General features: G+C 47.6%; 25 protein-coding genes and 1 pseudogene. 16 read left to right on the top strand and 10 right to left on the bottom strand.

What is annotated here, in order from left to right; genetic code table 11:
* Positions 1-6 precede the first annotated feature (6 nt).
* A complete protein-coding gene (locus tag L5L94_RS14140; protein WP_263163702.1) occupies positions 7-399 on the top strand; it encodes an SMI1/KNR4 family protein in 393 nt (130 codons plus the stop codon).
* Between the two features lie 98 nt (positions 400-497).
* Positions 498-668 (top strand): hypothetical protein, encoded by a 171-nt coding sequence (locus L5L94_RS14135; protein WP_263163700.1) that lies wholly within the window; start codon positions 498-500, stop codon positions 666-668.
* Positions 669-956: 288 nt separating this feature from the next.
* Here L5L94_RS14135 and L5L94_RS14130 read toward each other — a convergent pair whose 3' ends face one another.
* The 3 genes from L5L94_RS14130 to ubiD form a co-directional block, all read right to left on the bottom strand.
* Positions 957-1,721 (bottom strand): putative adhesin, encoded by a 765-nt coding sequence (locus L5L94_RS14130; RefSeq protein WP_173247763.1) that lies wholly within the window; start codon positions 1,719-1,721, stop codon positions 957-959.
* Positions 1,722-2,497: 776 nt separating this feature from the next.
* Positions 2,498-3,208: an NAD(P)H-flavin reductase gene (gene fre / locus L5L94_RS14125; RefSeq protein WP_063883664.1), complete on the bottom strand. Its 711-nt coding sequence runs from the start codon at positions 3,206-3,208 to the stop codon at positions 2,498-2,500.
* Positions 3,209-3,322: 114 nt separating this feature from the next.
* Positions 3,323-4,804 (bottom strand): 4-hydroxy-3-polyprenylbenzoate decarboxylase, encoded by a 1,482-nt coding sequence (gene ubiD, locus L5L94_RS14120; protein ID WP_173247757.1) that lies wholly within the window; start codon positions 4,802-4,804, stop codon positions 3,323-3,325.
* Positions 4,805-4,963: 159 nt separating this feature from the next.
* Here ubiD and L5L94_RS14115 point away from each other — a divergent pair, with 159 nt between their 5' ends.
* Together L5L94_RS14115 and L5L94_RS14110 are read left to right on the top strand one after the other, a co-directional pair.
* Entirely contained in the window at positions 4,964-5,773 is an 810-nt protein-coding gene (locus tag L5L94_RS14115; RefSeq protein ID WP_263163698.1) for a hypothetical protein, read from the top strand.
* A gap of 129 nt (positions 5,774-5,902) precedes the next feature.
* A complete protein-coding gene (locus L5L94_RS14110; RefSeq protein WP_219251012.1) occupies positions 5,903-7,126 on the top strand; it encodes an MFS transporter in 1,224 nt (407 codons plus the stop codon).
* A gap of 54 nt (positions 7,127-7,180) precedes the next feature.
* Here L5L94_RS14110 and L5L94_RS14105 read toward each other — a convergent pair whose 3' ends face one another.
* The 4 genes from L5L94_RS14105 to arfB all read right to left on the bottom strand — a co-directional run bounded on the left by L5L94_RS14105 (position 7,181) and on the right by arfB (position 9,586).
* Positions 7,181-7,858 carry an SDR family NAD(P)-dependent oxidoreductase gene (locus L5L94_RS14105; RefSeq protein ID WP_263145418.1) on the bottom strand — a complete coding sequence of 226 codons (678 nt, stop codon included), beginning with the start codon at positions 7,856-7,858 and terminating at the stop codon, positions 7,181-7,183.
* Positions 7,859-7,939: 81 nt separating this feature from the next.
* Positions 7,940-8,389 (bottom strand): acetyl-CoA carboxylase biotin carboxyl carrier protein, encoded by a 450-nt coding sequence (gene accB / locus L5L94_RS14100; RefSeq protein WP_105250334.1) that lies wholly within the window; start codon positions 8,387-8,389, stop codon positions 7,940-7,942.
* A gap of 36 nt (positions 8,390-8,425) precedes the next feature.
* Complete coding sequence (gene aroQ, locus L5L94_RS14095; RefSeq protein ID WP_028759381.1) at positions 8,426-8,866, bottom strand: type II 3-dehydroquinate dehydratase; 441 nt, start codon at positions 8,864-8,866, stop codon at positions 8,426-8,428.
* Positions 8,867-9,154: 288 nt separating this feature from the next.
* Positions 9,155-9,586 (bottom strand): alternative ribosome rescue aminoacyl-tRNA hydrolase ArfB, encoded by a 432-nt coding sequence (gene arfB, locus L5L94_RS14090; RefSeq protein WP_263143115.1) that lies wholly within the window; start codon positions 9,584-9,586, stop codon positions 9,155-9,157.
* A 136-nt stretch (positions 9,587-9,722) separates the two neighbouring features.
* Between arfB and L5L94_RS14085 the strand changes: the two genes are divergently transcribed.
* The 7 genes from L5L94_RS14085 (at position 9,723) to L5L94_RS14055 (ending at position 18,093) form a co-directional block, all read left to right on the top strand.
* Positions 9,723-10,088, top strand: a complete 366-nt coding sequence (locus L5L94_RS14085; RefSeq protein ID WP_105250333.1) for an STAS/SEC14 domain-containing protein — start codon at positions 9,723-9,725, stop codon at positions 10,086-10,088.
* A 36-nt stretch (positions 10,089-10,124) separates the two neighbouring features.
* Positions 10,125-10,334: a DUF3012 domain-containing protein gene (locus L5L94_RS14080; protein ID WP_076498649.1), complete on the top strand. Its 210-nt coding sequence runs from the start codon at positions 10,125-10,127 to the stop codon at positions 10,332-10,334.
* Positions 10,335-10,541: 207 nt separating this feature from the next.
* Positions 10,542-10,985 (top strand): hypothetical protein, encoded by a 444-nt coding sequence (locus L5L94_RS14075; RefSeq protein ID WP_198572034.1) that lies wholly within the window; start codon positions 10,542-10,544, stop codon positions 10,983-10,985.
* A 328-nt stretch (positions 10,986-11,313) separates the two neighbouring features.
* On the top strand, positions 11,314-12,807 hold the full coding sequence (locus L5L94_RS14070; RefSeq protein WP_263163696.1) for a TolC family protein: 1,494 nt from the start codon (positions 11,314-11,316) through the stop codon (positions 12,805-12,807).
* A 10-nt stretch (positions 12,808-12,817) separates the two neighbouring features.
* The gene (locus tag L5L94_RS14065) at positions 12,818-14,083 is read left to right on the top strand and encodes an efflux RND transporter periplasmic adaptor subunit (RefSeq protein ID WP_263163694.1); all 1,266 of its coding nucleotides are present in this window, start codon (positions 12,818-12,820) and stop codon (positions 14,081-14,083) included.
* A 29-nt stretch (positions 14,084-14,112) separates the two neighbouring features.
* Complete coding sequence (locus L5L94_RS14060) at positions 14,113-17,337, top strand: efflux RND transporter permease subunit (protein ID WP_263163693.1); 3,225 nt, start codon at positions 14,113-14,115, stop codon at positions 17,335-17,337.
* A gap of 480 nt (positions 17,338-17,817) precedes the next feature.
* On the top strand, positions 17,818-18,093 hold the full coding sequence (locus L5L94_RS14055) for an antibiotic biosynthesis monooxygenase (protein ID WP_317629647.1): 276 nt from the start codon (positions 17,818-17,820) through the stop codon (positions 18,091-18,093).
* Positions 18,094-18,169: 76 nt separating this feature from the next.
* Here the strand turns inward: L5L94_RS14055 and mscL are convergent, their stop codons facing one another.
* Entirely contained in the window at positions 18,170-18,580 is a 411-nt protein-coding gene (mscL, locus tag L5L94_RS14050) for a large-conductance mechanosensitive channel protein MscL (RefSeq protein ID WP_105250328.1), read from the bottom strand.
* Between the two features lie 203 nt (positions 18,581-18,783).
* The gene (locus L5L94_RS14045) at positions 18,784-19,728 is read right to left on the bottom strand and encodes a LysR family transcriptional regulator (protein ID WP_263163689.1); all 945 of its coding nucleotides are present in this window, start codon (positions 19,726-19,728) and stop codon (positions 18,784-18,786) included.
* 94 nt (positions 19,729-19,822) lie between these two features.
* On the opposite strand from L5L94_RS14045, the gene L5L94_RS14040 reads away from it, so the two are divergent.
* From L5L94_RS14040 to L5L94_RS14020, 5 genes and pseudogenes are all read left to right on the top strand, one after another.
* Positions 19,823-20,881 carry an HlyD family secretion protein gene (locus L5L94_RS14040; protein WP_263163688.1) on the top strand — a complete coding sequence of 353 codons (1,059 nt, stop codon included), beginning with the start codon at positions 19,823-19,825 and terminating at the stop codon, positions 20,879-20,881.
* A gap of 1 nt (position 20,882) precedes the next feature.
* On the top strand, positions 20,883-22,511 hold the full coding sequence (locus L5L94_RS14035; RefSeq protein ID WP_131524254.1) for a DHA2 family efflux MFS transporter permease subunit: 1,629 nt from the start codon (positions 20,883-20,885) through the stop codon (positions 22,509-22,511).
* A gap of 162 nt (positions 22,512-22,673) precedes the next feature.
* Complete coding sequence (locus L5L94_RS14030) at positions 22,674-23,129, top strand: GNAT family N-acetyltransferase (protein WP_263163685.1); 456 nt, start codon at positions 22,674-22,676, stop codon at positions 23,127-23,129.
* A 99-nt stretch (positions 23,130-23,228) separates the two neighbouring features.
* Positions 23,229-23,555 (top strand): putative quinol monooxygenase, encoded by a 327-nt coding sequence (locus L5L94_RS14025; RefSeq protein ID WP_113939190.1) that lies wholly within the window; start codon positions 23,229-23,231, stop codon positions 23,553-23,555.
* Positions 23,556-23,583: 28 nt separating this feature from the next.
* Positions 23,584-23,682: pseudogene (locus tag L5L94_RS14020) on the top strand (radical SAM protein); the annotation flags it as partial.
* Between the two features lie 273 nt (positions 23,683-23,955).
* Here L5L94_RS14020 and L5L94_RS14015 read toward each other — a convergent pair.
* Positions 23,956-25,593: a lactate permease LctP family transporter gene (locus tag L5L94_RS14015; protein ID WP_113939189.1), complete on the bottom strand. Its 1,638-nt coding sequence runs from the start codon at positions 25,591-25,593 to the stop codon at positions 23,956-23,958.
* Between the last annotated feature and the right edge of the window lie 479 nt (positions 25,594-26,072).

Here is a 26,072-nt window from a genome sequence, read left to right as displayed (position 1 = left end):
AGATAAGTGCCTTTTGATTTATCGGAAGAACAATTAGTCCTAACTGAACAAGAGTTGGGTTCAACATTGCCACGCGAATATCGTGAAGCAATGAAATTAGATAATGGTGGCGAGGCTGCTACGGCAGAAGATGATTGGGAGTTGTACCCGATTAAAGATACTTCCGATAGAAAACGAATTTCCCGCACTTGTCATCACATCCTTTATGAAACTAGTTCCTGCAAAGGGTTCGGTCATTTCCCTGAGAATGCCATCACAATTGCGGGCAATGGGTTAGGTGACCAAATGGTTTTTATAAAAGAGTCAGGCAGGTTTTTGGACACGGTTTATTTGTGGCTTCATGAAACTGGCGAGCTTCAACAATTAGCCGCTTCTTTTAATGGAATTAAAAAGCTATAAATAGTGATAACAGTATGATTAAAATTAAATTTTTAACTCGTTAGCTACAGATAATACCTATCACCTGCGAAGTTGCTGAAGGGGTTGAAGAAAATCGCGTGAGCGATTTTCGAATAAGCACGAAGCCAGTCACTAATGAATGTAACTTCGCTAGGGAGAATGCTGCGCAGCAGCGTTATGAACGAGAGTCATGGATGACGAACTGGCAGTTAGATATGGAAGTTGTTCGTCTTGGAGAATCCAAGGGCGAAGGCCTACGGCCGCTTTGAGCGCGAGATATGGATATCGAGCTGGCTATTTAACATGGACGTTTTTGATAGGACGAGCAGTCCTCATTGGTCGGGTATGGGGTGAGTGACAATTGTCTAACGGTGAGCTGAGCGGCAACAGCGATCTTATCCACACGCCTCAGTGCTTCGACTCTAAATTCAGCGATTTTCTATGTCGCCATGATTCACCTTGCTAAGTGATTTAACTCACTTAGCAAGGTGTCTAAAGGTGTTGCTAGGTCTCAAATAGTCTACTGGTCAAATCCGTTGCGATTCTGACTGCTGAGATTATGCTAACTCAGGCACTGCAGAACCACTTCGTTCAACCCTACAAGCTCCAAAGTGAATAACCTGATATTCTGCTCCAGATTTTTTGATCGCTTCAAAAATATCAGAGAGATGTCGTTTATGCTTTTTATCCGTGACCAATGCAATATCAACATCTGGACTATATTTTCCATTTTGATGTTGCTGTATTAAGGCATGAGTATTTTCATGATGGTATAAGGCATAATCTTTCACTCTCCCGCCCTCAGTGACGCCATCTTTCTTATAAGTCGCCAAGTTCAGCATGTCATCTCGAATACTCTCAACCGACTTATTTCGACTATTCGCTAAGAGAACTAAATCGCTTTCACTGAGCCCTAGATGGGGCTCTAATCCTTTAAGCGCATCATTTGGTCGTTTATTCACTTCTGAAAGTACACTCGGCCCTTTAGTGAAGTTTTTATCCTCAGTATAGAAATCTATACGTAATCCAGTGGGTACATGTGTCCATCCATCACCGACCTGGCGGCGAAAGGCGGTTGACTTATTCTCAAGCTCTTTCCATCCGCCGTGAGTCAAAATAACTAATTGTTTAGCATGACCTGTTTGGCTTATCGCTATGCCATTATGATTGAAGACCCTTGGTGATATTTGTGCTGCTACATTTGGGATATTCCGAACACTTTTTACATTTTTGGAAAAATCATTTTCGCTTTTCCCTACAGTGCCAAATATTGATTGAGTGGAAGCTATGGGAATAATGGGTGATAAAATTGATTTTGGCATACAGACCTAAAAAGTTGAACTATAAGAGTTGGCATTCTTATCTTATATATCATTAATATCACTAGAAAATTTCCGAAGTATTCTGTAAAAATATTCCGTTAGTTCTTTTTACACTGAAAGAGATAAAAGAATAGATACACCTAATCTTAATGGCGCGTAGTCAACTTCTGGCTATGTGATTCTCCGTGATGAGGATGCCGGGTTTATGAAAGCACCGGGATTACATTGGCAAGATGATCTTAGTCTTATAGTCACTAGACCGATAAGAGCGGACTGATAAGTGGTGAGCTGGCATTTAGCTTCTTCTGTCACGAGTGTTCTTCTCCTGAGGTTGAAGTCGTGATGATTGAAAGCCAGATTAATCTAAACTATAGGGTATGTGGGCTGTGAAGAGATTCACAGCAGATGTAGTTTATATCTTTACTATCTGTTAGTAATTTGATGACCCGCCCATTGTTAAACTTTCAGCAATCATGGCAGTAAAAAAGACTTTCAGGTTTCTGAGGAGTTTAGGGAGATTAAGCACTGGCATGTAAGTGACCGTTGGCGGCATGGATGCCGCCGTCGAGCCTATAGGGATATATTTACGGCGAGTCACTGGAATGACAGTGCTTAATAATTACATTATTCGCTGACTTGAAAATTTCTAGATCTTTAGAACACACCAATAAGTGAAATACGGCGTAATGTAAAAACAAAACCCCAGTAAAAACTGGGGTTTATTATTTAAGCCTATGCTGGCAAACGTTAGCCAGCCAAGCATACAAATTATCGCGTTATTTGATAAACGCGAACGCATCACCGTAGAGATGTGCTTCTTCTACACCAATCTCGCGGAAGATTTCCCGTGCTGCACCCACCATGTCGAAACGGCCAGCGATATAGATGTCGTAGCCATTTAAGCTGACAAAATCTTGTTTGATTTGCGCTAACAGATTAGCGGTTTTGCCTTGCCAATTAGCGGGAGCTTCTTCGATAACTGGCACGAAGTGTAACCAAGGGTGAGCGTCGTGCCACTCGCGGGCGATGGTTTCAAAATACATGGCATCTTGGGTGCGACAACCCCAATACAGCATAGTTTCAACTTGTTGGCCGAGGGCGATTTGGTGCTCAATGATACTTTTAATGTAAGAGAAACCTGTGCCGCCGGCGATTAACAGGCGAGGACGAATGCTTTCGTGACGCAGGTGGGCTTCGCCGCCTGGGGCTTCGATGTCGATAGTGCTGCCGTCAATAGCGCAGGCTTTCAGGCGCTCGACCACTTGCATTGGGTAGCTTTCACTTACAGCGGCGCCAATGTGTAATTCGATCAGCTCGGCGTTTGGCGCTGATGCGATAGAGAAGGGGCGTTTATCTTTTTCACCCATGACAACACATAAGTATTGCCCCGCTTGGAAATCGAAGGCGGTTTCAGGCCTTAACAATACTTGATATACGGCATCGTTAAATGGGTTAACTTTCTCTATCTTACAACGTATGGTTTTCATCAAACTTCCTTTGCACCTTTCTTCAACAGTATGTGTCTAGGTGTCGCTTTAGAGGCCTGTTATTGGCCTATTCTCTTGGCTAAAGCCGATACTTGAGTAATGGCTTAAGCTGAATTATAGGGTTGGGCTGTCGTCTATGCCTAACTCATCCCAGATTGAGTCGATCTTTTGTTTTACTTTTGGATCCATCACGATTGGCGTGCCCCATTCGCGGTTGGTTTCACCTTCCCACTTATTGGTGGCATCGAGTCCCATTTTTGAGCCTAAGCCCGCAACGGGTGAAGCAAAATCGAGGTAGTCGATCGGGGTGTTTTCGATCATCACGGTATCGCGTTTAGGGTCCATACGGGTGGTGATCGCCCAGATCACATCCTGCCAGTCACGGCAGTTCACATCTTCATCCACTATGACAATAAACTTAGTGTACATAAATTGGCGCAGGAAAGACCAAGCGCCCATCATCACTCGTTTGGCATGTCCCGGATATTGTTTGCGAATGGAGATCACTGCCATGCGGTACGAACAGCCCTCAGGTGGCAGATAAAAATCAACGATCTCAGGATATTGCTTACGCAAAATCGGCACAAACACTTCGTTTAATGCGACCCCCAGCATGGCAGGCTCATCCGGTGGACGGCCAGTGTAAGTGCTGTGGTAGATGGCATCTTTACGCTGAGTGATGTGAGTAACGGTAAATACTGGAAACTTATCGGTTTCGTTGTAGTAACCCGTGTGATCGCCGTAGGGGCCTTCTTCCGCCAGTTCCTCAGGATCGATATAGCCTTCGAGGATGATTTCACTGGTGGCGGGCACTTCTAAGTCACAGCTTAATGCCTTACAGACTTCGGTACGTTCACCGCGCAGTAAACCGGCAAAAGCGTATTCGCTCATGGAATCGGGGACTGGGGTGACGGCACCTAAAATGGTCACAGGATCGGCGCCGAGTGCGACCACAACCGGATAACGCTCACCGGGGAATTGTTGTTTAAAATCAGCAAAATCTAACGCGCCGCCACGGTGGGATAACCAGCGCATAATCAGCTTGTTTTTACCCAGTAATTGTTGGCGATAAATGCCTAAATTCTGACGACTCTTACGCGGGCCTTTGGTGATGGTTAAGCCCCAGGTCACTAGTGGTGCGACATCGCCCGGCCAGCAATGCTGAATAGGCAATTGGGTTAAGTCGACCTCATCGCCGGTTTTGATGATTTGTTGGCAAGGCGGATTACGCACTGTCTTTGGCGGCATATTCAAGGCTTGCTTGAACATAGGGATCTTAGCGATCGCGTCTTTAAAACCGCGTGGCGGCTCGGGTTCTTTTAAAAAGGCTAACAGTTCGCCTACTTCGCGCAGGGCTAATGGGTCGTCTTTGCCGAGTGCCATGGCCACACGTTTTGGCGTACCGAACAGGTTTACCAACACGGGCATGTGATGATTTTTGGGATTTTCAAATAATAACGCAGGGCCTTGAGCGCGTAATACGCGATCGGCGATCTCTGTCATTTCTAAATGAGGATCAACTGGGTAGCTAATGCGTTTGAGTTCGCCATTGGCTTCTAAGTGATCAATAAAGCTGCGTAAATCCTTAAAACTCATGTGGAAATAGCCTCTGCGGTGAAAATCCGTGTGGCGCGCACTATAGCATTTTTCTGTTTTAGGGTTAACCAATTCAGTGATCTTCAAGCTTAGGAAGCGTAAAATGGTTACCAGTAAGTCGCGATAGATCTCGCTTACGCCCTTTATTTCGAGGTTTATATGAATATTCCTGTATGGTTTGCTCAAGAAAAGTGTGTTCAAACTCAATCACATGGCGCGCATAAGCGGTCGCTAAAGTGCTTGGTTTTATCGCTTGCCGTGGGGATCTCACTTTTGGGGGCGCTCAGTGTGCCGACTGTGGCGGTGGCCGGAAATAGAGGCTATTCGGATCAAGACGAACGTCACGGTCATCGTGATAGCCACAGTCGTGGCGATAGTCATTACAACAATCGTCATGACAATTATTACGACAACCGCCATGTGCGTAAAGATAATCGCCATTATCGTCCCTATTATCGACCTTATTACCCTTGGGGTTTAGGACTGGGTTTAGGGCTCGCTACGGGGTGGGGATCGGGTTGGAATGTCGGTTATGGTGTGAACACCCATTGGAACAATGATTGGGGTTGGAATACATCGCGTGACGCCTACGCTCTAAATTACTGGAACTCGCCCTATTCGGGCATAGGTTTGTCGATTCCTATGGCCTACGACGATGAACCTGTGGCCATTTCTGCACCTGTACGGGTAACAACCAGTATGCAGTATTCTGCGAGTGAAGGCCGTATGGTGTCGAGTATGCCTGTAAATATGGCCGGACAATCGACTGGGCAACTGGTGTCGCAAACTAGTAACGGCACAGGCAAAACAGTTGCGACTCCGCGCCCACGCGCACCGCACAGTGTGTCTAGCTTGCCGAGCAATGCTAGGGTTGTGCAGCAGGATGGTCGTACACTTTACGAGTGGCAAGGCACGCTTTACGCCTACGACTGGAACAGTCAAACCTATCAAGAACAGTTAGTCAGATAGATTTACATTACGTAAATGACTGAGAAATTGGAGCCCCTTAGTGGGCTCCAATTTATTTATCATCTTTTATTATCTTTTATTAGTTATTTATCAGCTAGTTGTCGTTTTATAGCATAGCGGAGAAGAGGTTTGAATACTGTTAGAAATCAGGCTGCCCAAAACCAGCATAAGGGCGCCAGTACATTATGGGTGTTACTTGCCTTAGCACTCGGAACATTCGCTTTAGGCACCACAGAATTTGCTTCCATGACCTTAGTGCCTTATATCGCGAGTGATTTAGGGGTAGAGGTTGCCCATGTGAGTTATGCCATTAGTGCCTATGCGCTGGGGGTTGTGGTCGGTTCGCCAATTATCATGGTGCTAGCCGTTAGGGTCAGACGGCGAACACTCTTGATTGCCTTAGCCGCGTTAATGGCGGTGGCCAATGGCTTAAGTGCGTTAGCGCCATCATTGAATTGGTTAATCTTTTTTCGTTTTCTCAGCGGCTTGCCCCACGGCGCTTATTTCGGCGTGGCTATGTTGCTCGCCGCCTCTTTAGTGCCACCAGAAATGAAGGCCCGCGCCGTATCGCGGGTGATTATTGGCCTTACGCTGGCGACGATTATCGGTGTGCCGTTTGCGACTTGGATGGGGCAAACTGTGGGCTGGCGCTCGGGCATTGGCATAGTGGCGATTCTGGCGACCATTACCGCGATAATGGTGTATTTTTTAGCACCTAATCAAGCCGTGCCCGCTGATGCGAGTCCCAAAAAAGAGCTACAAACCCTTAAAAATCGTGAGGTCTGGCTGACGCTCGGCATCGCCGCCATTGGCTTTGGCGGTATCTTCTGCGTGTATACCTATCTGGCTGAAACCTTAATCCAAGTGACACAAGTCGAGCCGTTTAAGATCCCAATCATGATGGCAGTATTTGGTATTGGCGCAACATTGGGGACCTTAGTGTGTGGTTGGGCGGCGGATAAGTCGGCCTTAGCGGCGGCGTTTTGGTCGTTAGTGTTAAGCACTGTGGTATTAGCGATTTACCCGAGTTTGACCGGACATTACTGGGCGCTGATGCCCGTGGTATTTTTTGTCGGTTGTGGGTTAGGGCTCGCCACTATTGTGCAAGCCAGATTGATGGATGTGGCACCCGATGGGCAAGCCATGACAGGCGCTTTAGTGCAATGCGCCTTTAATCTTGCCAATGCAATTGGCCCTTGGGTGGGCAGTTTAGTTATACTGTCTGGACAAGGCATTGCCGCGACAGGTTATGCGGCGTCTTTGTTGTCATTGGGAGGACTGTTGATGTGGTGGCTGACCCACAGAGAAAGCCGTCGCGTCGTTACCCTAAATACAGCGAACTGCGCCGACTAGCGAGTGCTAAGGAAGAGACGCAGTGGTCATATTCTGCGTCTCGAATCCGCACATTTAGCCCCTTTGTATGGTGATATCGGCGATATAACCATGCTCTGTGGCAACTAAGGCTTGTTTGAGCATGCCTGCCGCTTCATCGGCGGACATAAAGCTTGAGGTATCTAAAGCCTTACCGCTACTGGGCCAAAAGCCTGTGTCCATGCCGCCGGGATACACGGCAATCAACTTCATTGGGCTTTGTTTAAGCTCTAATCGCACCGACTCGATAAATCCCCGCACCGCCCATTTTGCCGCGCAGTAAGTGGATTCTCCCGCCTTGGCGGCCAGTGCTGCGGTGGACATGACCACAACCACAGTGACTGCTTGATCTTTATAGCGTTTCACTAATTCCCGCACTAACAGAATCGTCGAAGTGACATTGTTATTGAGCAGGCTTTGGATATCGCTCGCCCCTTGGGTTTCAATTGCACCAAAGTAGCCGCTGCCCGCGCAATGGATCACGGTCTTAGGGGCTTGCGTTAGGCCATCGAACAGGGCTTCGAGACTCGATTCACTGGCGAGATCGGCGGTGATAGCAGCGATCGTTTTGTTGGAGAAAGGCGTTAATGCATTGGCGACGGTTTGCAGGCGCTCGGCATGGCGACCTGTGAGTGTCAGTGCTTCATTCTCTTTGGCGTAGAGCGATGCGAGCGCCGCGCCTAAACCACTGCTGGCGCCGGTAATTAATATCATAGTGACCTCGGTTAATGCTGTCTTGGTTTGAAAACCGCATCTTAAATCTAAGTGCGCTTCAATTCATGGGAAGGCGAGCGGTTAGATTAAGGTAAATAGTGGCTGATCGAATGCCACTTCATCGCCGTCTTTGGCCCAAATAGTGCTGACCACGCCATCGCGCTCGGCTTGGATGGGATTCATCATTCTCATCGCTTCGATAATGCAGATCACTTCACCTTGGCTCACACGTTGACCGACTTTAACCAGCGGCACATCATCGAGTTCTGCCGCCGCGTAAAAAGTGCCGACCATAGGTGAGACTTGTAAAAAACCTTCTGTACTTGGCGAAATGCCTGTCTGCTTTGCCTGTTCATTCAAAGGCGCCACAGGTGCTCTGGGGATCGCTTGCTGTGATTGCACATTGGCTGGCATAGGGCTGTAGCGGGTGATGCGAATTGATTCTTCACCTTCGGTGATCGCCAGTTCTGCTATGTCAGATTCTTGTACTAACTCAATGAGTTTTTTAATTTTACGAAGATCCATTGCCATTTATCTGCCCTTGCAAAGCACGCTATTGAATAGAATTTACTGTGGCTGGTTGAGCCGCTTAATGGCCGCCGCCAGCGCAAACTCATAACCCTGTGAACCGAAACCGCAAATCACACCTATCGCCTTATCGGAAAAATAGGAATGGTGGCGAAAGGCTTCACGGGCGTGCACATTGGATAAATGCACTTCAAAAAAAGGAATTGCCACCCCAAGCAAGGCATCACGCAGGGCGACGCTGGTGTGGGTAAAGGCGGCGGGATTGATAATAATCATCTGGGCATCGGTTGCATGAATCGCATTGATTAGCTCAAATTCGGCGTTGGACTGAATATGTTCGAGCTCAACTCCCGCCAACTTTGCCTGCTGATTTAACTCCGCCACTATGTCGGCTAAGGTTTGATGACCATAAACGCTGGGCTCGCGGCGGCCTAAGAGGTTGAGATTGGGGCCATTGACGAGCAAAATTTTGTGACTCATTGCGCTTTCCTTTACGGCATGCCTTGGGATTTATGCTGGGATTAAAGTTGGAATAAATTTATTTCAGTTTTCTACATAGGCCATTAACTTAACCTGTTCAAATCGATTTTGCATTATCCGTTAGTCAATTGTGTGCGAGCTGATCATGTGCGAGCCGATTATACCTTTGAAATCCTGTGCCATTGTTGGCTGGGTTCAATTGCGGTTATTTCTCTGGTACCGAGTTAGCAATTGCCTAAGTTGACTGTCAGTTGAGTTAATTGTCATCTAAGTTAACTGTCACCTAAGTTAATAGTCACTCTTCTGTTGACGCATGGCCTTAGTGGCACCTTTTTGTTTCTTGGTTTCTAATCGCCGAGTTTGGCTGCCTTTAGTGGCGCGGGTGGGGATGCGTTTTTTCTGCACTTCACCGACACTGGCAATCAAGGCGATAAATTGCTCCAAGGCTGTTTGGCGGTTGGCATCTTGGCTGCGACTCGCTTGACATTTGATGATGATTTTGCCGCTTTTAGTGATGCGGTGATCCGCCTTGTTGAGCAAGCGTTCTTGGTAAAACTCGGGTAATGATGAGCTTTTAATATCGAAAATCAGCTGCGCAGCGGTGGACACTTTATTTAAGTGCTGGCCGCCTGCACCACTCGAACGGATAAATTGCCACTCGATTTCATTTTCCTGAAGTTCCACACGGTTTGAGATTTTTATCATGGCAAACTTAGGCATTTTTCAGCATGGATTGAGAAGCCATCAATAATGACTTATGGCTTTCCAATAGATTTGTTATCATCGGGCGCATTCTTTGCCGCTGCATTGGCTAAAGCCATTGCCTGCAAAAGTGTTCTCGATTCGGAGTGCCTCTATGTTATGCCAAATCCCCGATATTGCTAAGGGTGTTATCAGTCTTTTTGCCAGTGGCCGACTATCCTCCACCGATTATCGGACCCGTTTACAGCCAGCGATTAAGAGTTATCGTAAGGATTGGGGCCAAGTTTGCCTGTATATTGAGGCGGATGTGTTACTCGAAGGCTGGGAATTTGAGTCGCTGACTGGTAGTGGTGAAGTCCAGTTACCGAATTTTGAAGCCTTAGTATTTGTGGGCGGCCCTGATTGGGTAGGAAATGCGGTGCGCTTACTCGGGCCTTTTATGCAGGGCGAAGTGGCTTGGTTTCCACTCGAACAGAAAGCCAAAGCGATTGCTTGGATCACTAAGCGTTCGAATATTTAATGGTCTAATTTAGGCCATATTTACAAGGAATTAAGTATGTCATTATTGAAATCGGGCTCTGTTTCTTCGCTGACAGTTTCTAAGGTCAGTGCGATTGCGTTAGTCTTGGCATTTACCGCTGGACTGAGTGCCTGCGCGCCAGAAGTGGGCAGTGATGCTTGGTGTAAACAGATGAAAAATAAGCCGTCTGGCGATTGGACTGCTAACGAAGCCGCTGATTACGCTAAGCACTGTGTATTTAAATAAGCACTGTGTATTTAAATAAGTGCTGTGTGTTTAAATAAGCACTGAGTGTTTAAGTCAGCGTTAGCCTTTAGAGATCACAGCTTGAAAGACTTTGCTTGCGAGCTGTGAACTTATGTTTATCATACGGGTCAGATGTTCGGTTATCCGTTATCCGTTATTTGCTATAGGTGATATTTGAATTCTACCGCTAAGCCATTTTTTACTCGAATGGTAACCCTACTGATAGCCATTATCGTGCTGCAATTTGCCGGCGCGAATTTGGGTGCGCATCAGTTACATGCGGGCAATGGTGCGGAAGAAGCTGAGAATCATCCCCATCTGCAATTTAGTGCCCAAGTGACCACTTTGGCCCAATGTGTCGATTGCGTTTGCCCAAGCGAGCAAGCCTTAGGCTTTGCGGACTCCACGGGTGTCACCAGTAATCACGCGGGTGAGAACCAAAGCAACGGATTTCATTCCCACTTAGTGAAAACCACTGAAATACAAGATTTTGACCTATGCCTCGACTGTCAATGCCATGGCGGTCATGTGGCGCTGTTATCTCAGGCAGTGAGTCAGCCTGTACAGGCGTTAGAAAGCGTCTATCTGCCTACCGATGTATCCTATTTCCCGCCTGAAAATTTACCTAAATACCGCCCTCCTATCGCTTAATTCTCCAATATTCGGCTTATTTCTCGGCCTAGGACGATTGATTCATCTGATTGGATCTCATTCTATTTTGCCGCGTGATAAGTCCGTTATGTTCATCCCCCAAAAGATACGCTTGAACTGATGCTCGCAGCGTTAACTGTTGGAGCCGTCATTGGCTTTTTAGCCGTTACTGTATTGCTTGGCGGGATGATTCGATCGGCGCTTATTTGCCATGCCCAGAACGATATGATTGCTTTGCATTGAGCTATGTAAATGAAGCTCACATCTAGCCGTTTCGCTTTGGGCGCAAAAGTCAGCCGATCCACATTCGATATTGTTAGGATTTGCGATGAAAAAAACGATTCTCGCCCGTACTTTAGTTTGTCTGTTTAGATCGGGCTTGTTTAGCTGCGGATTAGTATTGGCCGCCGGATTGGTAGCCTTTGCCCTCGCGGCAGAAAATGATTCTCTTGAAGTCAACGTCCTTGAAGTCAAGGTCCTTGAAACCAAAGCCTCTGAGGCTAATGCCCCTGAAATCAATGCCTCTGAAGTTGAGGCATTTAAGGCGCAATCACTGGGTTTACCCGCCAAAGAAACCGACACGGCACATGTCAACTTTGGCCAATGGTTGCCTGAGTTACTTACACAGTTCAATCAGTTACCTGAAGTTCAGGTGCAACTAGTAAGGCAGCAACAAGCCAAACTGGCCATTCAGGCGGCAGATCGCGCTGTGTATAACCCAGAACTTGGGCTTAATTATCAAAATGCTGATACAGATGCTTATAGCTTAGGGCTGAGTCAAACCCTCGATTGGGGTGACAAGCGCGGCGTGGCGACACAGCGTGCCGAGCTTGAAGCGCAAATCCTTTTAGCGGACATAGGGTTAGAGCGTAGCCAAATGTTAGCCGAACGCTTGCTGGCCTTGGCAGAACAGGCGCAAAGCCGTAAGGCGCTGACCTTTGCCGAGCAGCAATTAAGGTTCACCAAGGCGCAGCTCAATATTGCTGAGCAGCGATTGGCGGCGGGGGATTTATCCAATGTCGAGCTGCAATTGATACAACTCGAAGTCGCCTCTAATACTGCCGACTACGCCTTAGCCGAGCAGGTGGCCTTAGTGGCCGATGGCAAAGTAATTGAATTACTGGGGGATAATAATTTCGCTTTTAGTGAGTTTATCAAAGAGATCCATTTCTTTGTGACTCAGGCTAAGCAAGCGCCAGCGGCCGAGTTGAGCACCTCCAAATCAACTTTGCCAGCACTGGCGAGCGCTTTCCAACAAGTGCTGTTGGCGCGAGTCAATGCCATGCAAGTCAAGGCTGATACGTCAGCGGACCCGACCATTAGCCTAGGCGCTGAAAAGGAGGGCACGGACAATAAACTCGGTGTCGGCGTGTCGATTCCTCTACAAGTTCGCAATAACTACAGTGAGTTACAAGCAGTGGCCGATAAGGGCATCGCTATCGCGGAGCAAGGCTATCTTGCCCGTGAGCGAGTACTTACCGCCAAGCAGAAACACGTCCTCTACGCGTTACCGCGTTTACTTGAGCGTTACCAAGACTGGCGCGAATTAGTGCAAGTGTCAGGTGCTAAAGCGGCTAAATCCTTAAGCCAACAATGGCAGGCGGGGGATGTGAGTACCAGCGAGTACTTACAGAGTCGTCGGCAGTTAGCCGCCAGTTATTTGGTGGGCTTAAACCTAGAAACGGCTATCTATCAGAGTTGGTTAACTTGGATGGGCGAAAGCGGCCAGCTTATGCCTTTTATCGAAAAGCTCATTATAGAAAAGCTAAATGCAGCACCTTCGATAACATCTAATGCCGCCGCACGCACAGTAAACCCATGAGGTCACAATAATGAATTCAAATACTCACCACGAAAATATCCTTCAACTGGATGCTGTAACGACGTCTGAAAAGCGTCGGTTTAACCTATCAAAAATTGCGCTCGCATTATTCGTGCTGAGCACGCTGGCATTTCTCGCTCAGCCTGTATTGGCTGGCGGTGATCACGCCCCCGTCGCTAAGGAAAGCGGCGATTCGGTAACGCAAACGGCGTCGACGGATGAACACGGCGAACAAGCGCTGAAATTGACCGAAACGCAGCAAGCCTTGGCGGGGATTAGCTTATTACCTTTGTCGAGCGATAGCTTGAACCTCGCCAATTTGAATCTCGATATTAGGGCGACGGCGACCTTAGTGGTGGATCGCGATCGAACCGCGACCCTTGCGCCGCAGCTCGATGTGCGTGTGTTGGCGCGCCATGTAGTGCCGGGACAAGAAGTGAAAAAAGGTGAGCCTTTACTTACCTTGGGTGGCGCAGCCGTTGCGCAGGCACAGGCGGACTACATTAATGCCGCTGCCGAATGGAGCCGAGTCAAACGCATGAGTGAAGGTGCGGTTAGCGTCAGTAGGCGAATGCAGGCGCAGGTGGATGCCGAACTTAAACGGGCGATTTTAGAGGCAATTAAGATGACGCCCGCGCAAATTCGTGCACTGGAATCGACGCCCGAAGCCATAGGCAGTTATCAACTCTTAGCACCAATTGACGGCCGAGTGCAGCAGGATATCACCATGCTAGGTCAAGTTTTTAGCGCGGGCACACCCTTAATGCAACTGACCGATGAATCCTATTTATGGGTTGAGGCGCAGTTAACCCCAACTCAAACTACGCATATCCAGGTTGGGAGTTCAGCTTTAGTGCAAGTAGGGGATAAGACGTTGGCGGGTAAGATTATCGGTCGCTCCCATGAACTCGACAGCGTAACGCGCACCGAGCAAGTGCTGGTGAGTATGCCCAATCCTGATCATGTGTTGCATGCGGGGCAATTTGCTGAATTGTACTTTGCTGGCTCTACTACCGATCCAAACGGCAGTGGCATAGTGCTGCCCGATGCGGCGTTGACCCGTGGCGGCGATGGCGATTGGCAGATTTTTATTCAAGATGAGGATGGCTTTGAGTCCATTGAGGTAGAAGTGGTGCAACGTCAACGCGGCTTGAGTCTAGTGCGTGGACCTGAGCTTGAAAAAGCCCAACAGGCACAGCTCAAGGTTGTGGTGGCTGGCGCGTTCTTCTTGGCATCCGAGCAGGCGAAAGCGGGCTTTGATATTCACGCCCACTAATATGAGCGCCCTCATTTTGGAGATTTTCTATGTTGCAAAAGTTAATCGAAGCCGCGATTAAAAATCGGCTGTTAGTGGTATTGGCTCTGCTCGCCGTGATTGTGGGCTGTGTGGCCATGCTACCAAAGTTGAATCTCGATGCCTTTCCTGATGTGACGAACGTGCAAGTGACCATCAATACTGCGGCCGAAGGCTTAGCCGCTGAAGAGGTGGAAAAACTTATCAGTTATCCGGTGGAATCGGCCATGTACGCCTTGCCAGCCGTGACTGAGGTGCGCTCGTTATCGCGTACTGGTTTGTCGATTGTGACTGTGGTATTTGCCGAGGGGACAGATATTTACTTCGCCCGTCAGCAAGTGTTTGAACAGTTGCAGGCGGCGCGGGAGATGATCCCAAGCGGTGTCGGAGTGCCTGAAATCGGCCCCAATACCTCGGGATTAGGGCAGATTTATCAGTATATTCTGCGTGCAGAACCTAACTCTGGCATTAATGCCGCCGAGCTGCGTAGCTTAAATGATTATCTGGTGAAGTTGATATTGATGCCAGTGGGCGGCGTGACTGAAGTCTTGTCTTTTGGTGGCGATGTGCGCCAATACCAAGTGCAGGTCGACCCGAATAAACTGCGTGCCTATGGCTTGTCGATGGCGCAGGTGACCGAAGCGCTAGAGAGCAATAACCGCAACGCTGGCGGTTGGTTTATGGACCAAGGCCAAGAGCAACTTGTGGTGCGCGGCTATGGCATGTTGCCCGCAGGAGACGCGGGATTGGCGGCGATCGCGCAGGTCCCTCTGACCGAAGCCAGGGGTACGCCAGTGCGTATTGGCGATATCGCTCAGGTGGATTTCGGCAGCGAGATCCGTGTCGGGGCTGTGACTATGACGCGCCGCGATGAATCTGGCCAAGTGCAAAATCTCGGTGAAGTGGTGGCTGGTGTCGTGCTCAAACGCATGGGGGCAAACACTAAGGCGACGATTGACGATATTGGTGCGCGGGTGAGCCTTATTGAGCAGGCATTGCCCGATGGTGTGTCCTTTGAGGTGTTTTACGACCAAGCGGATCTGGTCGATAAGGCTGTGACCACAGTGCGCGATGCGCTGCTAATGGCCTTTGTGTTTATCGTGGTGATCTTGGCGTTGTTCCTCGTCAATATCCGCGCGACCTTGTTGGTGTTGCTGTCGATTCCAGTGTCTATTGGGCTCGCACTTATGGTGATGTCCTATTATGGTCTGTCGGCAAACCTGATGTCGCTCGGCGGTTTAGCTGTGGCGATTGGTATGTTAGTCGATGGCTCTGTGGTGATGGTAGAGAATATTTTCAAACACTTAACTCAACCTGATCGCCGCCATTTACCCGAGGCGAGGGCGCGTGCCGATGGTGAGGATGACCCCTATCACAGTGAGGAGGATGGTGCTAAAGCCTGTGGTGATGTCAGCGAATCGAATATGGTTATTCGGATAATGCTCGCGGCGAAAGAGGTATGTAGTCCAATCTTCTTCGCCACCGCCATTATTATCGTCGTATTTGCGCCATTATTTGCCCTTGAAGGGGTTGAGGGTAAATTGTTTCAGCCGATGGCGGTCAGTATCATTTTGGCTATGATGTCGGCGTTGCTGGTGGCGCTGATTGCCGTGCCAGCCCTTGCTGTGTATCTGTTTAAGCGCGGTGTGCTGCTTAAACAAAGCGTGATTTTAGCGCCACTGGATACCGCTTATCGCAAGTTACTGACGGCAACGCTTGCTAGGCCAAAGGTGGTGATGTTCAGCGCCTTGGTGATGTTCGGCTTGAGTCTATTATTGCTACCAAGGCTGGGTACCGAATTTGTGCCTGAACTGGAGGAAGGCACGATTAACTTGAGGGTGACGCTGGCACCAACGGCGAGTTTAGGCACTTCGCTCCAAGTCGCACCTAAGCTTGAGGCTATTTTGCTAGCATTTCCCGAGGTGGAATATGCCCTGAGCCGCATTGGTGCGCCTGAACTGGGCGGCGATCCTGAGCCTGTGAGTAATATTGAAGTCTATATTGGCTTGAAACCGATAGCAGAGTGGCAGTCGGCAAGCTCGCGCTTGGAACTGCAACGCTTGATGGAGGAAAAGCTCAGCGTGTTCCCTGGACTCTTGTTGACCTTTTCGCAGCCGATTGCGACTCGGGTAGATGAATTGCTCTCGGGGGTAAAAGCCCAGCTAGCGATCAAAATCTTCGGCCCAGATTTAGCGGTATTGTCACAGAAAGGCCAAGCGCTTACCGATCTCGTCGCGAAAATCCCCGGCGCCGTGGATGTGTCGCTTGAGCAAGTGAGCGGCGAGGCGCAATTGGTCGTGCGCCCCAAACGCGAGCTATTGGCGCGTTACGGCATCAGTGTCGATCAAGTGATGAGCCTCGTCAGCCAAGGTATTGGCGGCGCGAGTGCAGGGCAAGTGATCGATGGCAATGCCAGATACGACATCAATGTGCGACTCGCGGCCGAGTTTCGCCAAAGCCCTGATGCGATTAAAGACTTATTACTCAGTGGTACAAATGGCGCCACAGTGCGCTTAGGGGAAGTCGCCAGCGTCGAAGTGGAAATGGCGCCGCCGAATATTCGCCGTGACGATGTGCAGCGCCGTGTTGTAGTGCAGGCCAACGTGGCGGGGCGCGATATGGGCTCGGTTGTAAAAGATATTTATGCCCTAGTGCCAAAGGCGGATTTGCCTGCGGGATATACAGTGATCATTGGCGGCCAATATGAGAATCAGCAGCGGGCGCAGCAAAAGTTGATGCTAGTGGTGCCGATTTCTATCGCTTTGATTGCCTTGTTGTTGTACTTCTCCTTTGGTTCATTCAAGCAAGTGTTGCTCATCATGGCGAACGTGCCCTTAGCTTTAATTGGCGGCATAGTGGCCCTGTATGTCAGTGGTACTTATTTATCTGTGCCTAGCTCTATTGGCTTTATCACTCTATTTGGGGTTGCGGTGCTCAACGGTGTGGTGCTGGTGGATTCGATTAATCAGCGCAGGCAAAGCGGCGAAGCACTCTATGATTGTGTTTATGAGGGCACTGTGGGGCGTTTACGGCCGGTATTGATGACGGCACTGACCTCGGCCTTAGGCTTGATCCCGATTTTATTATCATCGGGTGTCGGCAGTGAGATCCAAAAGCCCTTGGCAGTGGTGATTATCGGTGGCTTGTTTAGCTCGACGGCGCTGACCTTACTCGTCTTGCCGACCTTGTATCGCTGGCTATATCGCGGCGATAAGCGCATTGATGAGCTCGGTTAATCACAAGTAAGCCGTTATCGTGGGCAATAACTTGTTATGTTTCGGGTTATTGCCTTTCGTTGTAGGCAGGGTTATCACATAGACTAAAAGGCTTAAAATCAGTGAGCTAAAGAGTGATAGATGGGCTAGTCTTAGAGTCGACATTAAGGACATTCATTTCTGGAGAACATTATGATTGCGGTAATTTTTGAAGTCATCCCTACAAAGGAAGGGAAGGAAGAGTATCTGCACGTGGCGGCTGAAATGCGCCAATATTGATACCCAAATAATCTCTAGATACGAGTTTCAGAGCGTCCAGGGTGCTTCAATTCAAGGCGCATCAATGACAGAATGTCGGCTACCTTTTGAATTGATGCAACACAGAAGTGGAGTGCCCTGGGCGCTCCGTCCCGGCGGGTTTTAACGCACTTTATGCTGTGTTGACTATTTTTAACTTACCCACTAGGTCTGCAAATAGCCGCCTTGCCTAAAGTGCGTTAAATTCCCGCTGAATCCTGCATCTTGAGGTTGTTTGGGTATCTTGGCCGCAAGGGATTGATTTCGATCGAACGTTTTCAGAGCTTAACCGACGATGGCAAAGTACTGAGCCTGTCGTTCTGGGAGGACCAAGCTTCTATCACCCAATGGCGTAATCAGATGGCCCACAGCATTGCCGAGCAAACGGGTATAGTGCCTTGTTTGTTTAACTCTTATCGCATTCGGGTGGCAGAAGTAGTGCAAGATTACAGTGAAACTGTGCATGTTGAAGCTGAGTAATCACTTATCTCGCTGATGTAAAAACAAAACCCATCTCTAGAGATGGGTTTTTTATGCGTGACACTTAAGTTTGAGATTATTTTTCTTGTTGAGCTTTCAATAGATCGCGGATTTCAGACAGCAACTCTTCTTCTTTGGTCGGTGCTGGTGGCGCTTTAGGCGCATCTTCTTCCTTGCGTTTTAGGGTGTTAATGGCTTTTAAACCCATAAAAATGGCGAAGGCGATAATCGTAAAGTCGATAATAGTTTGAATGAATTTGCCATAGGCAATGACCACAGAAGGCGCATCGCCTTGAGCTGCCTGTAGCACTATGCTCAAATCACTAAAATTCACACCACCTAGGATGATGCCAATTGGTGGCATGATGACATCGGCCACGAAGGACGAGACGATTTTGCCGAATGCGGCACCTATGATGATACCAACGGCCATGTCGATCACATTGCCACGGGACGCAAAAGCCTTGAACTCTTTAATTAAGCTCATTAGGTTTCCTCCAAAATTGAGATTAAATGTTAAATTTTATTGTGCAAACTGTATCAGGAAAACCTAAGGTCTTTTGCAGCCTGTTACCTTGCCAAGCTTATAGGGGCTTATGGATTAAGGCAATTCTGACATAGAGGATTTATCCTCAAGGCAATGATTTTCACTTTACAAAGTAACAATTGTTACTGTTTTGGGTGTTCGATTTATTCATCTAGATCGGCATGGCCGATAAAATCAGGGACTTCTAAGACTTGCGATCCCCAACGTTTAAATAGGGAGCTATAGATGAATTCGATAAAGACGCGGTATTTTCGCGGTAGATACGCCCGCTGTGGATAGCTAAGCACTACCTTAGTTTGCACCATTGGATAGTCATCTAGTAGCGGGATTAAATCGCCTTTTTCTAATGCGACTTGGGCTATGATGGATGGCACTGCTGTGATCCCAAGCCCCGCTATGGCGGCCTCGCGAGCGAGGGTGACATTGTTTACCGTCAGTTGAGTCTTGGGCTCGGCGACAATCCAAGTTTTACCATCGAATAATTTCCACGCACCTTCGATATGCGCCGACTGCAAGCGAATCGCTTTATGTTTGGCTAAGTCCTGTGGCACCTTGGGTGTTCCATGGGCAGCTAAATAAGCTGGGCTTGCCATGAGCGATTTATGGGCGTTGACTAAGGCATAGCTTTGTAAGCGAGTGTCGCCAGAATCGGCAATTTGAAATAACAGATCGATGCCTTCTTCTATCACATCAACCTTTCGATTGGTGAGTTCAGCCTCTATGGTGATTTCGGGATAAAGCGTTAAAAACTGCGCGAAAATTGGCCCTAAAAACAATTGGCCTAATTCAATTGGGCAGACAATTTTTAGATTGCCTTTAATCAATTGCTGTTGGGCGGTGAGCTGATTTTCGGCGCTCTGCAGATCGCTGAGGATCTTATTGATCCTGTTGTAATAACTCGATCCTGCTTCGGTGAGTTTTAGGGCTCTGGTGGTGCGAAACAGCAGTTGTGTGCCAGTATCGGCTTCGAGCTCGGCTATCTTGCGACTGACGGTTGCCTTAGTGAGCCCAAGGGCTTTGGCGGCACCCGTAAAGCTACCTTGCTCGACCACTTGAGCGAAAATTTGCACGCGATTGAGATCCATCATTGTTACACCTGTGAAACAGTGGGTTGATTTTTTACTGACTAATAAACTTAGTGAGACAGTAGTACACTAGATATCACTAATCAAGGAGTCATTCATGTCCAAAAGTAAACTCATTATCGCCGTTCCACTGTTACTCGCTGCAGTTGCGGGAGGCGGTTATTACTGGTGGACACAGGTACGTTTTATCGAAACTACGGATAACGCTTATGTTGAGGCCGATATTTCCCATATCAGCGTTAAAGTGCCTGGCTACGTTGTGTTAAGCGATGTAACCGATAACCAGCATGTGCAAAAGGGTGAGTTATTAGCTCAGCTGGAAGATAACCAATTTAGTGCCAAAGTAAGTCAAGCCGAAGCCTCACAGGCGAGTGCGAAGGCGGACTTGCAAACCTTAGCCGCAAAGGTGGAGTTGCAACGGGCTTTAATCACTCAAGCCAGCGCAGGCGTGGTAGCGGCAAAGGCCGATAAAATACGTGCACAACAACAATTGAGCCGTTCAAAAAAGCTTAAAGTCAGTAATTACAGCTCCCAAGATGATGTCGACCAACTACAGGCCGGATTTGATTCTGCCGCCGCCCGCCTCGATGAAGCTCAAGCCGTGTTAGTGGCAAAGCAACGGGAGTTAGCGGTTTTTAATGCCCAATTAGATCAGGCGGGTTTAGTGGTTGAACAGGCCGATGCGACTTTAGAACTGGCGAAAATTCAATTAAATGATACCCGCGTGACCGCACCTTTTTCTGGGGTGATTGGTAAACGTGGCGCTATGGTGGGGCAGTATGTGCAACCCGGCCAAGCACTCTACAGTTTGGTTCCGGATGGGGCAGTGTGGATCACGGCGAACTTTAAAGAGACCCAGATCCAACATATGCAACCAGGACAGTCGGTGCAGGTCAGTCTCGATGCGTTTCCCGACAAAACCTTTATAGGTGTTATCGATAGTCTGTCACCGGCGTCCGGAGCCAAATTCAGTCTACTGCCTGCGGAAAACGCCACAGGTAACTTCACTAAAATCGTGCAGCGTATTCCCGTGCGTATTCGCTTAGATTTAACTGAGGAAGAAGCACACATGCTACCGGGCTTAAGTGCAGTCGTAAAAGTGGATACGGCATCTGAGTCATCAACATCGGCAATCGCTGCAAATACAGGTCGTTAGTATGAGCGCAACTGGCTCTATCACTGCGTCTGCCGATATGGAGGCGCAGGGCATCAGTGTACCTAGAAAGCCTACCGATTATGAACGTGGCAGTCGCCGTTCATGGATTGCGGTATTTGGTGGTTTGATCGGCGCCTTTATGGCGATCCTCGATATTCAAATCACCAATGCATCGATGAAAGAGATTCAAGGCAGCCTTGGGGCAACGCTCGAAGAAGGTAGCTGGATTTCAACCGCGTATCTGGTGGCTGAGATGATCGCGATCCCGCTCTCTGGCTGGCTCAGCACAGGATTGTCGGTCAGGCGTTATCTGTTATGGACCACGGCTGCTTTTATCTTTGCTTCTGTGCTTTGCTCAATCGCGTGGAACTTAGAGGCCATGATCGCCTTTCGGGCGCTACAGGGCTTTTTTGGTGGTGCGCTTATTCCGTTAGCCTTTAGGCTTATTCTTGAGTTTTTACCCGATAACAAACGTGCCGTCGGCATGGCGTTATTTGGCGTGACGGCGACTTTTGCGCCTTCAATCGGCCCGACCTTAGGCGGTTGGCTGACCGAGCAATTTAGCTGGCATTATCTGTTTTATATCAATGTGCCACCGGGTTTGTTGGTGATGGCCATGTTGGCCTACGGTTTAGAGAAGCAGTCGGTCGTTTGGGATAAGCTGAAGAATGTCGATCTGGCGGGCATAGTCACTATGGCGCTGGGTATGGGTTGCCTTGAAGTGGTGCTCGAAGAAGGTAACCGCAAGGACTGGTTTGGTTCAGAACTCATTCGTAATCTGGCCATTATTGCCGTCGTGAATCTGGTGTTATTTGTTTGGATCCAGTTAAGGCGTAAAGAGCCGTTAGTGAATTTGCGCCTGCTCGGTAAGCGTGATTTTGTGCTCTCCACCGTGGCGTATTTTTTACTGGGGATGGCACTATTCGGCGCTATTTACTTGATCCCGCTTTATCTATCACAAGTCCATGATTACACACCGTTAGAGATTGGTGGCGTGATTATGTGGATGGGATTTCCGCAGCTATTGGTCTTGCCCTTAGTGCCGAAATTGATGGAGCGCTTCGATAGTCGTTATCTCGCTGCTTTTGGCTTTTTAATGTTCGCCATTAGCTATTACATGAATAGCCAGATGACCGCAGATTATGCCGGACCGCAGATGATCGCTTCGCAAGTCGTGCGGGCCTTAGGTCAGCCTTTTATTCTGGTGCCTATTGGTATGCTTGCGACTATGCATTTAAAACCCCATGAAAATGCCTCGGCATCGACGGTATTAAACGTGATGCGTAACTTAGGTGGTGCTTTTGGTATCGCGCTGGTGGCGACCCTGACTGATACTTTGTCGCGCGGGCATTTGGCTCATATTAAGGAATCTTTACCCGCAGTGAGCACGCAAGCACAGGATTATTTAACCCAAAGCGCAAGTATGTTGCAGGCGGGAGGTTCAGATCCCTATACCGCCGCCGCGCAGGCGAAAGCCTTGCTGGGCAAAACCATGAGTCAGCAAGCTTATATTCAGGCCTATAACGATGTGTTTTACATCATGGGCGCTCTGCTACTCATCGCTGTATTCGCTGTGCTGCTGATCCGTAAACCGACAGGGCCTGTGGCCCACGATGCCATGGTTGAGTAATAACGTTTTTCGTTATCCTGTTGTCGCCATAGATTTCCCCAGATCTATTGGTTTGCGCAACAGCTTTGCGCCTTAGTCCTCGCGGATTAAGGCGCTTTTTTATGGTCTTTATGCTGTGGTAGACTCAAAGTTCTTTTTCGATGATTTGCAGAGGGATATCGTTTGCAGTGGCAAAATCTTACATTTAATCAATTAAATGCCAATAGGCTATATGACATATTGAAGCTAAGAGTCGATGTGTTTGTGGTAGAGCAGGCCTGCGCTTATCCTGAGCTTGACGATAAGGATAGGCATCCAGAAACCCAGCATTTGATCGGTTTATCGCCAGACGGGGAACTGCTTGCCTACGCGCGTATTTTGCCGCCGGGGTTGAGTTATCTAGAGGCGAGTATCGGCCGTGTGGTGGTATCGCCAGCGGGTCGAGGCAAAGGGCTAGCCATGCCTTTAATGCAGCACGCCATCGAATCTGCACTGACGACATGGCCCGATGCGGGGATCCAAATTGGCGCCCAAGATTACCTCAAAGCTTTCTATCAAAAACTCGGCTTTGTCGCCTGCTCTGAGATGTACTTAGAAGATGGTATTCCCCATTTGGATATGCGCTACCAATCAGCATAAGCGGCTATCAATATGAGTTATCTACATCAATTATCAACATAAGCGATCAACAAAAGCTAGGCACATAAGTATTCAACATTAAGCCAATAAGGAACCGAGATGTCGACTTCAACGGACTATAGAATCAATCAACAGCAAATTGCCTGCGTGGCGAGTTTTCTGGCTAAAGAGGGCAAAACCGAAGCACTAATCGCTGCGCTCGCGAGCCTTATTCCTGATACGCGCCGCGAAGCGGGTTGTATTCGTTACGAACTCAATGTGAGCCGTGATGAACCACGCCGCGTGACGTTTGTAGAGAAGTTTGTCGATATTGCCGCCTTTGATGAGCACTGCGCTAAAGATGCGATTCAACACTATTTCCACCAAGTTATGCCCGAATTAGTCGAGTCATACCATGTGGAAACCTATCATCAAGTGATTGTTTAACCATGAGATAAACGATTAGGAGCTTGCAGTGTTGATTAACGCTATCGAGCCAGTATTTAGATCTCTATCCGAATGGATCTCATTGATACTGCAAGTGACTAATGGCCGCAGCTGGAACTATTGCACTTTAACTCTTTAGTGTTAAAGGGTGTATTAGTAAGGACAAGGTGAAGTTGCTGGCTTAAGTTGCATTTGCCATCAATGTACCGAGTAGTTATCTACGACAAGAATGACAACCTAGACTTTGATTGTATGACTTCACTGGGATTAATAAAGCTGCCTTGCTACTTTGCTTAATTGAACCCATTCGAATTTCATCGCAGAGTGAGTTTTATATCCATTCCAATCTAAAAAGCCGAGTGGTTTATCACTCGGCTTTTAATATATATTAGATATCGCTTTATTTAGTGAAAAACACTAATGTCCAAGGGACTACGTATGCTTGGAGTACTGTGATCACGCCAATGAAAGTACAGAAAAATAGACTGTGCTTTAGCGTAAAGCGGAAAAGATCTGACTCTTTACCTGCCAATCCCGTTGCAGCGCAAGCAACGGCAATAGATTGTGGCGAAATCATTTTGCCCGTTACACCTCCCGTAGTGTTTGCGGCGACTAATAACTCCGGTGTTACACCTATTTGGTTTGCTGTATTGGCTTGCAGCGCGCCAAATAGGGCATTTGATGAGGTGTCTGAACCTGTTAAAAACACACCTAACCAACCTAAGAATGGCGAGAAGAAGGGGAATGCTACGCCAGTGCCAGCGAGCACGAGTGCTAAGGTTGAAGATAGACCTGAATAGTTTGCAACAAAGGCAAATGCTAATACTAATCCAATCGACAATATCGGGAATTTTAATTCAATTAAAGTGTCTTTAAAGGATGTCAGTGCATTACTTACTGACATTTTAAGGACCACAATTGAGATCATTGCTGCGATTAAAATTGCAGTTCCAACAGCGCCCAATAAATTAAGTTTATATATTGCTGCATAAGGGGTTTCCTTAGCGACAATAGGCGCACTTTTGATAACGAGATTATGCAAATAAGGTACTTCAATACTGATAGTGGCAAAACTTAATGCCAGTTGTACATCTTTAAGACTCCACAGAGTTACAATTGCCGTGAGAATAATAAAGGGAGACCATGCTTTAAATATCTGGCTATTAGAAAAAGTAGATTTAGGGGTAGTAACTCTTTGTTTCATGCCTGAGAAAGTGAATATTTCTTTTGGTTGCCAGACTTTTAAAAATAACGTTAAACAAATTAGACTGACTAACGCCGAAGTAATATCGGGTAATTCGGGGCCGATAAAGTTTGAGGTTAAAAATTGGGTGATCGCAAATGAAACGCCTGCTACTAATGTTGCGGGCCAAGTTTGACGTATTCCCCTGATGCCATCCATCATTGCGATGAGCCAGAAGGGGACAATAATTGATAATATTGGCAACTGACGGCCAGCGAGTTGTCCAATATGGAATGGGTCTAGTGATGAAACCTGACCCGCTACGATAATTGGGATACCCATAGCTCCAAAGGCGACGGGTGCCGTATTTGCGATTAAGCAAAGTCCTGCTGCATACAATGGATTGAATCCAAGCCCGACAAGTAACGCAGCTGTAATAGCAACAGGTGCACCAAAACCCGCAGCACCTTCGAGGAAGGCTCCAAATGAAAAGCCAACCAATAGCATTTGTAATCGTTGATCTTCCGTGACTGAGATGACTGACGAGCGAATAACCTCAAATTGACCTGTTTTAACGGTGATTTTATATAAAAATACTGCGGTAATAATAATCCAAGCAATTGGCCATAGCCCATAACTAAAACCATATATAGCAGAAGCAAGCGCGATACTAATAGGCATTTTGTAGGCGAGTATCGCGACTGCTAAGGCAATTAATAAGGTTAATGCCCCAGCGATATAGCCTTTAAGTTTTAACACAGTTAAGGCTAGGAAGAAAAACACAATAGGCAGTAAAGCAACCATTGCGGTTAGCCACAAGCTACCGAGTGGCGTGTATGTTTGGGTCCAGGTCATAGGGTGGTTTCCGTATTGTTATAATATGTTGATAAATCGTGTCGCAGTCGCAACATAGCAGATACTAGTGTTTAGTGATGTAGGATCAATCTTAAATGTTGCAATAAGTGATATGGGTCACGAGATGTGTGGATAAATGATGACGGGGAAATACCTGAATAATAATCAAGTAAAATATTGATTGTTTTAGCTATATTCACCAAACATCTAATTTAGGTTGTATTAATATTTGTTGTGTTATCAAGATTATTTTTTTGAGTCGTGAAATTAACTAGAGTATTGTGATTTTATGAAAAACTAGGCTGTACTTTTTTAGTTTTTTGGTAGTGTTTATAACAGATGGTTTATAAATATTTGTTTATATTTATATATAGAAATTAATAGCAATCAATGCAATGCAACTAATAATGCAGTTATCTTATTGTGGCCTGAATTGAGCTATAGATGTTGCCATACTCTTGTCTATGAGTTTGCTTGGC

The sequence above is a fragment of the Shewanella sp. SM21 genome (assembly GCF_025654335.1).
In the GTDB taxonomy this organism is placed as follows: Bacteria; Pseudomonadota; Gammaproteobacteria; order Enterobacterales; family Shewanellaceae; genus Shewanella; species Shewanella oncorhynchi.
Note: the sequence above shows the minus strand (reverse complement) of the source record. Positions and strands in the feature narration are given on the sequence as shown.